At 48.0% G+C, this 13393-nt stretch carries 11 protein-coding genes; 9 read left to right on the top strand and 2 right to left on the bottom strand.

Going from position 1 to position 13393, the window contains the following annotated elements:
* Positions 1-136: 136 nt before the first annotated feature.
* The 8 genes from speD to SIN01_RS07855 all read left to right on the top strand — a co-directional run bounded on the left by speD (position 137) and on the right by SIN01_RS07855 (position 9104).
* Positions 137-928 (top strand): adenosylmethionine decarboxylase, encoded by a 792-nt coding sequence (gene speD, locus SIN01_RS07890; RefSeq protein ID WP_010024345.1) that lies wholly within the window; start codon positions 137-139, stop codon positions 926-928.
* Positions 929-945: 17 nt separating this feature from the next.
* Positions 946-2391 carry an aminotransferase class I/II-fold pyridoxal phosphate-dependent enzyme gene (locus SIN01_RS07885; RefSeq protein WP_010024343.1) on the top strand — a complete coding sequence of 482 codons (1446 nt, stop codon included), beginning with the start codon at positions 946-948 and terminating at the stop codon, positions 2389-2391.
* 5 nt (positions 2392-2396) lie between these two features.
* Positions 2397-3248, top strand: a complete 852-nt coding sequence (gene speE, locus SIN01_RS07880; protein WP_010024342.1) for a polyamine aminopropyltransferase — start codon at positions 2397-2399, stop codon at positions 3246-3248.
* Between the two features lie 66 nt (positions 3249-3314).
* The gene (locus tag SIN01_RS07875; protein ID WP_010024340.1) at positions 3315-4514 is read left to right on the top strand and encodes a saccharopine dehydrogenase family protein; all 1200 of its coding nucleotides are present in this window, start codon (positions 3315-3317) and stop codon (positions 4512-4514) included.
* A gap of 12 nt (positions 4515-4526) precedes the next feature.
* On the top strand, positions 4527-5663 hold the full coding sequence (nspC, locus tag SIN01_RS07870; protein ID WP_010024337.1) for a carboxynorspermidine decarboxylase: 1137 nt from the start codon (positions 4527-4529) through the stop codon (positions 5661-5663).
* Between the two features lie 538 nt (positions 5664-6201).
* Positions 6202-7353: a M20 family metallopeptidase gene (locus SIN01_RS07865; RefSeq protein WP_010025108.1), complete on the top strand. Its 1152-nt coding sequence runs from the start codon at positions 6202-6204 to the stop codon at positions 7351-7353.
* Positions 7354-7420: 67 nt separating this feature from the next.
* Positions 7421-8335: an EamA family transporter RarD gene (gene rarD / locus SIN01_RS07860; RefSeq protein ID WP_010025107.1), complete on the top strand. Its 915-nt coding sequence runs from the start codon at positions 7421-7423 to the stop codon at positions 8333-8335.
* 22 nt (positions 8336-8357) lie between these two features.
* Positions 8358-9104, top strand: a complete 747-nt coding sequence (locus SIN01_RS07855; RefSeq protein WP_010025106.1) for a helix-turn-helix transcriptional regulator — start codon at positions 8358-8360, stop codon at positions 9102-9104.
* Between the two features lie 179 nt (positions 9105-9283).
* Here the strand turns inward: SIN01_RS07855 and SIN01_RS07850 are convergent, their stop codons facing one another.
* Positions 9284-10441, bottom strand: coding sequence for an amidohydrolase (locus tag SIN01_RS07850; protein WP_010025105.1), 1158 nt, complete (start codon positions 10439-10441; stop codon positions 9284-9286).
* 59 nt (positions 10442-10500) lie between these two features.
* Positions 10501-11742, bottom strand: a complete 1242-nt coding sequence (locus SIN01_RS07845) for a M20/M25/M40 family metallo-hydrolase (RefSeq protein ID WP_010025104.1) — start codon at positions 11740-11742, stop codon at positions 10501-10503.
* Positions 11743-12160: 418 nt separating this feature from the next.
* Here SIN01_RS07845 and SIN01_RS07840 point away from each other — a divergent pair, with 418 nt between their 5' ends.
* A complete protein-coding gene (locus tag SIN01_RS07840; RefSeq protein WP_010026779.1) occupies positions 12161-13381 on the top strand; it encodes a M20 metallopeptidase family protein in 1221 nt (406 codons plus the stop codon).
* Positions 13382-13393: the final 12 nt, after the last annotated feature.

The following is a 13393-nucleotide window of genomic DNA, read 5'->3' as shown; positions in this document are numbered from 1 at the left end:
GGGGTTGTCTATATAATTAAATTAGATTTTTATGTGTGTGACGATTCGACAATTATCGCCGTAGCGGCTTATTTTTTTCTTGTAGCGAATGCCATCGATTGTGAGTAGAGAACCGGGAAAGGTTGTGGGGATAGGGTTGGAAAACAAACTGAAATTGTACGGCTTCAACAACCTCACGAAGTCACTAAGTTTTAATATTTACGATGTCTGCTATGCGAAGAGTGAACGTGAGCAACGCGATTACATTACCTACATTGATGAACAGTACAATTCAGAGCGGTTGACCCATATTCTTTGCCACGTCACGGAGATGATCGGGGCCCATGTGCTCAATATCAGCAAACAAGACTACGATCCCCAAGGCGCGAGTGTTACCGTACTGATCGCTGAGCAGGAGTTCCCAAGGGATCAAATTGATCGCTCATGCAACCTCGGTCACTATGCGGACACCATTGTCGGCCATCTGGATAAGAGCCATGTAACGGTGCATACCTATCCGGAATTTCATCCGGGCACGGCGATTGCCACCTTCCGCGTCGACATCGATGTGGCTACGTGCGGGGAAATTTCCCCATTGAATACACTCAATTACTTGATTGGCAGTTTCGATTCCGACATCATCACGGCTGATTACCGCGTGCGCGGGTTTACACGCGATGTCGATGGGAAGAAATTGTTTATGGATCATCCGATAACATCGATTCAAAATTATATCGATGACGAAACACTTGAGAACTATGATGCCGTCGACATTAATGTTTATCAAGCCAATCTTTTCCATACGAAAATGCTTATTAAAGAACTTGATTTACAGAACTATTTGTTTAATCGCGATGTACTTGAAATCCCGCCGAAGGAACGTTTGAAGATCAGCAGCAATCTCCGCAGGGAAATGATTGAGATCTACAGCGGGGCGAATATTTTTTAATTATTGGAGTGCTGCTTATGAACTTATCACAAGAACGCGCGCCGGTCCTTGAGGCGCTGAATCGATATAAAGCGATGCGTGTTGTGCCTTTTGATGTGCCGGGACACAAACGCGGCAAGGGCAATCGTGAATTAACCGATTTTCTTGGAGAAAAATGCCTGACCGTTGATGTGAATTCGATGAAACCGCTTGATAATCTGTGCCACCCGGTGTCGGTGATCAAAGAAGCAGAAGAACTGGCGGCCGAAGCATTCGGGGCGAAACACGCCTTTTTTATGGTGAACGGAACAACCTCCGCTGTGCAGAGCATGGTGATGAGTGCTTGCAAACGCGGTGAAAAAATCATTATGCCGCGCAACGTGCATCGCAGTGCGATTAATGCGCTGATTCTGAGTGGAGCAATTCCCATTTACGTCAATCCGGGCGTGAACCACGAGCTTGGTATTTCACTTGGCATGTCGGTTGCCGATGTGAAGCAAGCAATTCTGGAAAATCCGGACGCCAAAGCGGTTTTAATCAATAACCCAACCTATTATGGCATTTGTTCAAATTTAAAGGCGATTACAGAACTGGCACATCAGCACAATATGCTGGTACTTGTTGATGAAGCGCACGGGACGCACTTTTATTTTGGAGAAGGGCTTCCAGCCTCGGCGATGTCGGTCGGTGCCGATATGGCTGCAGTCAGCATGCATAAATCCGGCGGTTCGCTGACGCAAAGCTCGCTCTTGCTTGTTAACGGATTAAGCGAGGGCTACGTCCGTCAGATCATCAACCTGACGCAGACAACAAGCGGCTCCTATCTGTTGATTTCTTCTCTGGATATATCGCGCCGCAATCTCGCCTTGCGCGGCCGCGCAATTTTTGAGAAAGTTGCTCAGATGGCCGAGTACGCGCGTGCGGAAATTAATCAGATCGGCGGGTACTACGCGTACGGCAGGGAACTGATCAATGGCGATTCAATCTATGATTTCGACCGTACGAAACTGTCCGTGCTGACGCGTGATATCGGTCTTGCCGGCATTGAAGTTTATGACATTCTCCGCGATGAATACGATATCCAAATCGAGTTCGGCGATATCGGCAATATTCTCGCTTATCTCTCAATCGGCGATCGGATCATGGATCTTGAACGGCTCGTCTCGGCTTTGTCGGAGATTAAGCGGCGCTATGCCAAGGATCGGACCGGTATGTTAAGTCAGGAATACATTCGTCCGGAAGTCATTCTTGCACCTCAAGAAGCCTTTTATGCGGCAAGCGAATCGACAAGACTTGAGGACAGTCTTGGACGGATCTGCGGCGAATTCGTGATGTGCTACCCGCCGGGGATTCCAATTCTCGCTCCGGGCGAAAAAGTGACGGCCAAGGTACTTGAATATATTCAGTACGCGAAGGAAAAAGGCTGTTTTCTTACCGGTACACAAGACAGTCATGTAAACGCAATCCAGACAGTGAAGGAGTGAACGATTTGGATTTATGGTTTACCGAGAAACACACCGATAACGTGAAACTGTCGATTAAGGTTGACCGACAAGTGTACAGCGCGCAAAGCGAGTTTCAACGGATCGATATTTTCGATTCGCTTGAATTCGGGCGTTTTTTGACGCTTGACGGGTACATGATGCTGACGGAGAAGGACGAATTCATCTATCATGAAATGATCGTCCATGTACCGATGGCCATCCTGCCACAAGTGAACAAGGTGCTGGTGATCGGCGGGGGAGACGGCGGTGCGGTCCGCGAACTTGTTCGCTATCCGGAAATTCAGCAGATTGATTTAGTTGAAATTGATGCTCAAGTCATTGAGGCATGTAAAAAATATCTGCCGCAAACCGCAGCAAAATTAGATGATCCACGCGTGACGATTCACGAGGCGGATGGTTTGAAATTCGTCCGTTCAAAAAAGGATGAATACGATCTGATTATTGTCGATTCAACCGATCCTTTTGGCCCCGGTGAAGGCCTTTTTACAAAGGAATTCTATGGAAACTGTTTCAAGGCACTTACTGAAACCGGGGCAATGGTCAACCAGCATGAAAGCCCATTCTATCCGGTTGACGCAATTGCGATGCAGCGCGCCCATAAACGGATCGTTGATTCCTTTCCGATCAGTCGTGTCTATCAGGCGCATATCCCAACCTATCCATCCGGCCACTGGCTGTTTGGCTTTGCGTCGAAGCACTACCATCCGCTTCAGGACTTTGATGCACAGAAATGGAAGGCACGAAACCTTAAAACGCGCTATTATAATGATAAAATTCACGTCGGCGCATTTGCGCTGCCGAACTATGTCAAGCTGTTGCTTGAAGAAATGGAATAAATGTGTCTGATCCATTTTAATGAGTCATTGCAGTGGACAGGCTATTTTTAAGGAGGCGTTCGTAAATTGGGTAAAGCTTTGATTATCGGCGCAGGCGGCGTCGCAGGGGTTGTGGCACATAAGTGCTGCCAGAATTCAGAGGTATTTGAAGAAATTTGTATCGCAAGCCGTACACTTTCCAAATGTAATGCGCTCAAAGAAAAATTGGACGGCGGCAAGACAAAGGTGACAACCGCTCAAGTAGATGCGAACAATGTACCGGAATTGATTGCATTAATTGAAAAAGTGAACCCGGACATTGTGATCAATGTTGCGCTCCCTTATCAGGATCTAACAATCATGGATGCATGTCTGGCAACGAAAACGGACTATGTGGATACGGCAAACTACGAACCGGAAGATACGGCAAAATTCGAATACAAATGGCAATGGGCGTATCGTGACCGCTTCAAAGAAGCCGGCATCACCGCCTTGCTTGGCAGCGGTTTTGATCCGGGCGTGACCGGTGTATTCTCTGCCTACGCTCAGAAACACTACTTTGATGAAATTCATTCAATCGATATTCTCGACGCTAACGCTGGCGACCACGGCTATCCATTTGCGACCAACTTCAATCCGGAAATCAATATTCGCGAAGTGACCGCAAACGGCAGCTATTTTGAAAACGGCAAATTCATCGAAACCGAGCCGATGGCGATCAAACGTGTCTATGATTTCCCGCAGATCGGACCGAAGGACATTTACTTGCTTCACCATGAGGAGATGGAATCCCTTGCGCAAAATATTAAAGGCATTAAAAAGATCCGTTTCTGGATGACCTTTGGACAAAGCTATTTAACGCATCTTAAAGTTTTGGAAAACGTCGGCATGACCTCGATCGAACCGATTGAATTTGAAGGAAAACAAATCGTTCCGCTGCAGTTTTTGAAAGCTGTTCTTCCGGATCCGGCTTCACTTGGACCACGAACGAAGGGCAAGACGAACATCGGCTGCATCTTCCAAGGCGTCAAGGACGGCAAGCCGCGCACCTATTCTGTTTATAACGTCTGCGATCACCAGGAATGCTACAAAGAAGTCGGTTCTCAGGCGATTTCATATACAACCGGTGTACCGGCGATGATTGGTGCAGCAATGGTGATGACCGGAAAATGGAAACGTCCGGGCGTTTACAACATCGAAGAATTCGATCCGGATCCGTTTATGGATGCGTTAAATCAATTTGGTTTGCCGTGGCACGAAGATTTTGCCCCGACGCTGGTCGACTAAAGGAGCGTGCCGATGGCTATTGATTTTACTGCAGCTCCATCACCGAGCTACATTGTTGACGAAGGGCTGCTTGTCAAAAACCTTGAACGCTTGAAACAACTGCGGGAACGGACCGGTTGCAAGATCCTACTTGCACAAAAGGCCTTTTCAATGTTCGCCTTTTATCCGTTGATCGGCCGCTACTTAAACGGGGTCGCGTCAAGCTCACTGCACGAGGCGCGACTTGGCCGTGAAGAAATGGGCAAGGAAGTGCATATCTACTCGCCCGCCTATGATGAAAAAGACTTCACTGAAATTCTCGAGGTGAGCGATCACATCGTCTTTAACTCATTCGGCCAGTGGGCGCGCTTTAAAGACCAGGTGAAGCAAGCGCCTCGGGCGATAGAATGCGGGATGCGTGTCAACCCCGAATATTCGGAGGTTGAGACCGGGCTATATGATCCGTGCGCGCCATACTCGCGCATGGGCGTTACGGAAGCGAATTTTGATCCGAATGCTCTAGAGGGACTTGACGGACTGCATTTCCATACGCTCTGTGAACAGAATTCGGACGCGCTGGAACATACGCTGGAGGTTGTGGAACGCAAGTTTGGCAAATACCTCAAAGGCATGAAGTGGATCAACTTTGGCGGCGGTCATCACATCACACGCAAGGATTATGATCTGGAACGGCTCGAACGCTGCATCACATCGGTGAAAGAAAAGTATGATGTTGATGTCTATCTGGAGCCGGGCGAAGCGGTTGCCTTGAATAGCGGCTATCTTGTGACGACCGTTCTCGATGTGTTTGAAAATGGAATGCCGATTGCGATTCTGGATACGTCGGCGACTTGTCATATGCCGGATGTACTGGAAATGCCCTATCGACCGGAGATCTTGGGTGCGGGAAAACCTGGGGAACGCGCCATTACCTATCGGCTCGGCGGGCCAACTTGCCTGTCCGGCGATGTGATTGGCGACTATTCCTTTGATCAGCCGCTCAAAGCAGGCGACCGCCTTGTCTTCTGTGATATGGCCATCTATTCGATGGTCAAAAACAATACCTTCAACGGAATCGCGCTGCCTTCGCTTGTAAAGTATAGCGAACAAGAAGGATTGCAGACGATCAAAACCTTTAGCTACGAAAATTTTAAAACAAGACTTTCTTGATCCACGCGTTCCTGCCATTTATGGCAGGAACTTTTTTTGCCTCGCTAATACTCCGATTTCCTATGGTAGCGCTCGGGCGCCTACGGAGCGTCTCTGTTGATCGCAGGCTAAGGTGATCTCGCAGATTACCAGCATGTTTGAGGCGGTTTCTGGACTGCCCTCGGTCGCCCCTGTTGATGCGAGCAGCTGGAGTGTCGTTCGTGCCCAACTCAGAAGCCATCGCATCCTGCGGAAGTCGGATTCCTCTAAATCCGCAACAATGCAACATTTTTGCACAGACTTTGACATTTTTGTTCATATAATTCGAAAATTTTGAGGCGATTTGAGCAAAACGACTGCCTAAATTATTTGAATTTTGCTATACTTAATCCATCGAGTGCTGTATTTTGCGGTATTCATTGCGGAAGAAGCGATGCTGGCGGTTTATAGACACAGCATCGCTTCTTAGCGAATCGATGCGCCACGACGTTTGTATGCCAGCGTTTTAAAACAACGAATAAACACAACAGATTACATCTTAAGAGAAGAGGAATCGGCGATGAACGATGAGAAAGCGCTAGCGCTGCTAAAAAAGTTATTGAAGATAAATACGACCAATCCACCGGGAAATGAAGCGGAGGCTGCGGCACTTATTCAGGAAACGTTCGAGGCGGCGGGGATTCCGAGCGAAGTCATTGTCTATGGTGAGAAGCGGCATCAGCTGATCGCGAAACTAAAAGGCGCGGAGCCTGGCAAGACACTGGCATTTACCGGTCACATGGATATTGTCCCGGTCGGAGAGATCGCCTGGGATCATGATCCGTTCGGAGCAGAAGAAGCGGACGGCAAGATCTATGGACGCGGCGCTTCCGATATGAAAAGCGGCCTTGCCGCGATGATTGCAGCACTCATTGAACTGAAAGAAGAAGGGACGCCGTTAAAAGGCACCCTTAAATTTATCGCGACCGTTGGCGAAGAAACGTCATCAATTGGTGCCGAGCAGCTGGTCAAGCACGGTTATGCGGACGAACTCGATGCGGTGCTGATCGGCGAACCGACGGATAACGAAGTGTCCATTGCAGAGAAAGGCGCTTTGTGGTTGCGCTTAGCTACATATGGAAAAACGGGACATGGTTCAACACCGAGCTGCGGGATTAATGCCAATGAACATATGATTGCGCTTCTCTCGAAATTTCAATCGGAGTTTCGATTCACGTTTGAACCGGATGATTTGCTCAGCGCACCGACCTCTAGCATTGATGTAATCCGTGGTGGAAACGGTACCAATGTCATTGCCGACAAGTGCACCGTGGAAATTGATATGCGAACGCTGCCCTCGCAAAATCACCAAGAGATCATTGCGTCGATACAAGCGATCATTGATTCCGTCCAAAAAGATATTCCGCAATTAAAAACGACGATCGAGATTCTTAACGACATGCACCCGGTGAAAACAGCAAAAGATCATCCTTTTGTGAAACAACTGGTTCAGGCCGTTGAGGAGGTTCGCGGGAAGACGATTGAGCCTTATGGATTTTCAGGGTATACGGATGGAGCTTTTTTTTCACAAGTGAAAAAATCGTTTCCGATCGCGGTCGTTGGTCCGGGTTACCCACCGGCGGCTCATCAACCCAATGAATATGTGGCGCGCAAGCCATTCTTTGACTCCATTCAGATCTATAAGAAAATCGCTGCTGATTTTCTTCGCTGATGGGGGAGAAGCGAGATGAACTGGGGCTGTAATCCTCTTGATTTGAGCAGAGTGGAGCGTGAATAGCTTGTCTGATCGTCGCCTTGGCATCATTTATACTTTTTCCGCCTTTTCCATATGGGGATTTCTCACGGTTTATTGGAAATGGCTTGCAGCAATCCCTTCATGGGTAGTGCTTGCGCATCGAATACTTTGGGCTTTTATATTTATGCTGCTTGTCATTGCCCTGCGCGGACAATTTAGAGGCTTATGTATGAAAACGGTATGGCTCATTCATCAACCGAAACAACTGCTCGTTGTCTTTGCCGGTTCACTGGCAATCAGTGCAAATTGGATGCTCTATGTATGGGCAGTCGGCCATCAGCATGTCTTAGATGCAAGTCTTGGTTTGTTCATGATTCCGCTTGTGAGTATGCTGATCGGGATTCTGTTTTTTAAAGAACGGAGTGATGCCTGGGGATGGCTTTCTCTTGCACTTGCTTTTACAGGTGTCCTGCTGGTGACCGTTCATTTTGGCGTCGTCCCATGGCTTGCGCTGTCTCTTGCAGCAACTTCAGGCATGTACAGCTTCTGTAAAAAAATCATTCAGCTTGATGCATTGATCGGGATGAGCATTGAGACGCTGCTTATTATTCCGATTGCTGTCGTTGTGCTTACGGTACATACCTATGCAACACCCGGCCTGCAGACCGCTTTTTCGGGTACGACCGCACTTCTGCTTATCGGTGCCGGAATTCTGACTGCACTTCCCTTGATCTGGTTCGCTGAAGGAGCGAAGCGGATTCCTTTGACAATGATTGGATTCTTCCAATATATGACGCCTTCATCTGCTTTTCTGATAGGGGTGTTTCTTTTTCATGAATCGATGGATCGGATCCAGTTCCTTTCCTTTTTGTTCATTTGGTGCGCCATATGCATCTATGCATGGCGTGAAGTGTCTCGAAATGCGGCAGGAAAACGATCGGCACACGCATCTTTGTAAGCAATGAAACAGCAAGGTGCAGTTGAAAAATAAGTGTGAATCATTTATCATTACAATAATTATTTATTATATTTTTTTCGTTTTGAGAAGTAAGGGCGGTGATTTTATTAACGCGGAATTAGACTGTTACAGAGCGTTGGTTGGGTTTCTAAGTGAGGTTCTTGGAGATGATACCGAGATCATCCTTCATGACGTTACTGATCTTGAACATTCGGTGGTTGCGATCAGTAAAACGAATTTAAGCGGTCGCAAACTCGGCGCTCCAGTGACCAATTTAATGTTGAAGATGCTGAAGGAGGGCCGCTCCAAAAATAAAAGCTATATCACCAATTATGAAGGTGTGGCGAAGGATGGAACGGTACTGCGCTCATCAACATTTTTCATAAGAAACACTCAAGACGATATTATCGGCATGCTCTGCATCAATAGCGACTATCGAAAAATGGAGCGTGTCATTGCGTACTTGAGTCAATTTGTCGGCGTGCAGCGACCGATCGAGAAGAAGAAGGAAAAGCCGCCGGCCGTCGAACATCTGAGCCCGTCAATTGAGGACTTGGCAAAGGAAAGCATTAAAGAGATTGTCGGCGGGGTAAATATTCCTCCAGAGCGTATGTCTCAGGAGGAGCGGATTGAGATTATCGAGAAATTAAACGAGAACGGTATTTTTCTGTTGAAAGGGATTGTCAGTATTGTTGCGCAAGAGTTGTGTACGTCGGAAGCCTCAATTTACCGCTATCTGAGCAAAGTGAAAAAAGTACAGGAATCGTAATAAAACAAAGAAGAGGGGATCTCAACGTCGATGACGATGAGGTCCCCTCTTCTTAATGTTCACACGTTTTATGATTTCAATGCGCTTTGAATGATGCGAGGCTGCTGCGGTGCTGCGCGAAGCTTATCCTGCGCTCCGATCGCGCGCGTCATAAGTCGAATAGCCGATCGATCCGTTCATTACAACGCACGTACTTTTTTCACCATATCAATGGCAAGATTCGCAAAAAATTTAGCACTAGGAAGAATGGCTTTTTCATCAATGATCAGATCAGGATGATGGAGTCCTGAGGTTCCGGATACACCCATAAAGTAGAAGGCGCCTGGTATCTTTTTCATGTATTCGGCAAAGTCTTCGCCTGCTGTAGACGGTGTCGGTGTGATCACGTTGAGCCCTGAAGCCTTCGCGGTGTCAATGGACCATTCCGCTAGTTTTTCATTGTTAATTGTTGCCGGACCAAGTTTTGTAAAATGCAGAGTTCCTTTGGCGCCAAGTCCTGCAGCAACGCCTTCAACGACACGTTGCATCTTTGCCGGGATACCATCGCGAACATGTTCTTGGAATGTACGTACGGTGCCTTCCATCTGAGCGGTTTGCGGCAGCACGTTCCAAGTGTTTCCGGCTTCAAGACGTGTGACGCTGATGACCGCGTTGTTCAGCGGTGAAACATTGCGCGCAACAATAGTTTGCAGTGCGGTAATGATATGCGAGGCGACGACAATCGAATCGATTCCTTTTTCAGGTGCGGCTGCATGGGTTCCGATTCCCTCGACATCAATCGTAAATTTATCAACGGCAGCCATGAGCGGCCCCGGCTTGATGCCGATCGTTCCTGTTGGCAGATGCGGCATGTCGTGCATACCGAAAATGGCTTGTACATCATCGAGAACGCCGGTTTCGAGTACTTTTAGCGCACCGTTGCCATTTTCCTCGGCAGGCTGGAAGATGACCTTGACGGTACCTTCCAACTCTGCTTTGCGTTCATTAAGCAGCAGTGTTGCGCCAAGAATAGATACTGTATGAAAGTCGTGCCCGCAAGCATGCATCTTGCCCGGAACTTTTGACGCAAATGGAAGTCCGGTTTCTTCCTGAATGGGCAGCGCGTCAATATCTGTGCGCAGACAGATGACAGGGCCGGGCTTTGCGCCGCGAATGACGGCCAGCACGCCGGTTTCAAGCGGAAGTTCAAGCGTTTCAACGCCCGCCTCGTTGAGCCAACCACTCAGCGCCTTCGTTGTTTCATATTCTTCAAACGACAGCTCCGGATGTTCATGCAGCTGACGGCGGCAATCAATCAATTTTTGTTCGAGTTCAGTATCTGTAACGATATTTGGCAATGGGAAGACTCCTTTAATATGATTTTACTTATTAGTGCACTAAAGCGAAACGTACATTTTTAGGTTGCAACTAGAACCGACGGCACGGCGTCTTCAATTCCTGAAAAGCCGAGTACCGTTAAGAGAACGGTCTGTGCGCCGATCGAAGCATCTTTCGGGTCATAATATTCGGCGAGTGTATGCATGCCGCCGCATCTTCCGCCGCCGCTCAGGGTCAGTGCGGGGATGCCTTTGTGGATCGCGACATTGGAATCGGTGCTCATTGGTTCAAGCAGGGGTTCCAGATTGAAGGAGCGAATCGCCGCAACCGCTGTCTGAACGGCAGGGTCTGTCTCTTTCTGCGTTCCGGCAGGACGTTCGCCGACACGCTCGATTTCTGCCTGAATTACGTCCGCTTTTTTCCAGCGCGCGTTTTCTTCTTTAACGGCTTGGCGAATGCAGGCCAACGCTTGTTTTTCTAATTCAAGCAGTGCATCTTGGGCGACCGAACGCATGTCGAGCCCCATCTCAGCATGCTCGGCAATAGAATTGATGGACGTACCGCCGCTCACCGTACCCACTGTGAACGTGGTGACCGGGTTTTTCGGCACCGTGAGTTCACTGATTTTCGCAATGGCACGCCCCAGTGCATGAATCGCGCTTGGGGTACCGAAATTACCAAAGCTGTGACCGCCGGGGCCTTTGACTACGATTCTGTAGCGATGGCTGCCGACTGCGGTTGCCGTGATCCGTTCCGGCGTTCCCGGCTCGATTGAAAGAAACCCGCCGATATCGTTCCGTGTTTGAAACAAGGATTTAACGCCGCGTAAATCGCCAAGGCCTTCTTCGCCGACCGTAGCGACGAACAGGAGCGTGTGCTGCGGCTTAATTCCGGAAGTATTGAGTGCGCGAATCAAAGTGAGCAGCACCGCTAGCCCTCGGCCGTCATCGGCGATACCCGGAGCATAGACAACGCCGTCCTTCACAATCGGGTCAATGGACGTCTGTTCCGAAAAAACAGTGTCTAAATGAGCGGAAACAACGATTTTCCGTTCATTCGATTTTCCTGGAAGCAGGCCAAGCACATTTCCTTCTTTATCAGTATAAACGGATTTCAGCCCTAGTGCATGAAAATGATCCGCCATCCAAGCAGCACGGGCGTTTTCTTTAAATGGTGGAGCGGGAACAGCAGTCAACGCGATTTGCTCAGCGGTTGTGCGGTCATTGTCCTCAACAAGGAAGGACAATGCTTGCTGCACAGCAGGAACAGCACGTAATTGACGGATGACTTCGCTGCTGTCTGTGTTATTCTTTTCGTTCAATGGTGATCTCTCCTTGTTAGTCATACCTTTATCGATGTGCTGAATGGAACAGGCGAGTCATTGAAAATGACAAATTAAGAATACACCGAACAATTAATTTAGACAATTTATTCTTTTTTTTATTGTCTCAATCGTAATAATTTATTATTATTGTAATAAATTCTATCATGTTTCAACAAATAATGCTCTTGAATTAAAGAAATGTCGATTGAAAAATTTTTCCGCTGTAGAAACCGCATCAAATGTGAGGAATTATGACATAAATGATATAAAAATGATTTATTATATTAAGAATTTTTTTGACTATTAGATTTTAGTTGATTATAATTGCGATATAGATTTTCCGAATTCAGAAAATAGATTATTATTTTTATTGTTATTCACTAAAGACAATTAAATCAATCCAGGGGGCGGGAAAATGAGCGCGGCATGGTCTGATGACTTAGAAAAAGAATATGAAACGATGGTGGAATGGCGCAGATATTTGCACCAGCATCCGGAACTCTCGACCCAAGAAGCAGAAACTTCAGCGTTTATTTTAGAAAAATTAAAAAGCTTCGGTATTACCGACATTAAAACGCATGTAGGCGGTTTTGGCATTGTCGCCCGCATTCACGGAGCAAAGCCGGGACTGACCGTCGCCCTGCGCGCTGATTTCGATGCACTTCCGATCAACGAAGAAACCGACGTTCCTTATAAATCAAAGGTTCCGAATGTCATGCATGCCTGCGGACATGACGGGCATACCGCGACCCTCCTTGGTACGGCAAAAGTGCTTCAAGCCCATCGCGCAGAACTTGCCGGGGATGTTGTGCTGCTGCACCAGCCGGCAGAGGAATTTCCACCGGGAGGCGCCCAAGCCATGATTAAGGATGGATGCCTTGAGGATGTTGATCTGGTGTTCGGAACGCATCTTTGGAGCACGGTTCCCTTTGGTACAATCGGCTACCGCAAAGGCTATTTCATGGCTGCAGCCGACTATTTGAAAATCCATATCCAAGGAAAAGGAGGTCATGGTTCGGCACCGCATCTGTCGGTTGACTCGGTCGCCGTTGCTTCTCAGGTCGTCAACCAGATTCAGATGATCGTCAGCCGTGAAGTTGATCCACAGCAGGCGGCGGTTGTGACGATCGGAAAATTTAGCGCCGGTGTGGCGCCGAACGTGATTGCCGATACGGCAACAATGGAAGGAACCGTACGAACCTTTGACCCCACCGTGCGTGAGAAGGTAAAAAAAGAACTTGCATCCATTGTTGAAAATGTCTGTGCTGCTTACCATGCACAAGGTTCTGTTGACTATCGGGACGGTTATCCTGCTGTCTACAACCATGAAAAAGAAACCGATGTGTTCAAAAAAGTCATGGATCAAACCTTCGGCGAAGGTACAGCCGTCGAAATAGCCCCTCAAATGGGCGGCGAAGATTTCTCGCATTATCTTTTGAAGAAACCGGGCATGTTCTGGTTCTCCGGTGCCGGCAATCCCGAAGTCGGCGCCAGCTACCCGCATCACCATCCTAAGTTCAACTTTGATGAACGGGTAATGCTGGTTGCGGGAAAGGCCTTCTTGTCGCTGGTTAACCAGTATTTGTGCAACAGCGCAATCCCGGAACTCACCGAATTTGCAGCTGCCGGAAAATAATAAGGAGGGACA

Source organism: Sporolactobacillus inulinus, from assembly GCF_006539285.1.
GTDB classification, from domain to species: Bacteria; Bacillota; Bacilli; order Bacillales; family Sporolactobacillaceae; genus Sporolactobacillus; species Sporolactobacillus inulinus.
This window is presented reverse-complemented; position numbering and strand designations above follow the sequence as displayed.

Bases quoted from the DNA above. Each gene is read 5' to 3' on its own strand.
- nspC (WP_010024337.1), top strand. From the start codon at position 4,527: ATGGCTATTGATTTTACTGCAGCTCCATCACCGAGCTACATTGTTGAC.
- SIN01_RS07840 (WP_010026779.1), top strand. From the start codon at position 12,161: ATGAGCGCGGCATGGTCTGATGACTTAGAAAAAGAATATGAAACGATG.
- SIN01_RS07885 (WP_010024343.1), top strand. From the start codon at position 946: ATGAACTTATCACAAGAACGCGCGCCGGTCCTTGAGGCGCTGAATCGA.
- SIN01_RS07865 (WP_010025108.1), top strand. From the start codon at position 6,202: ATGAACGATGAGAAAGCGCTAGCGCTGCTAAAAAAGTTATTGAAGATA.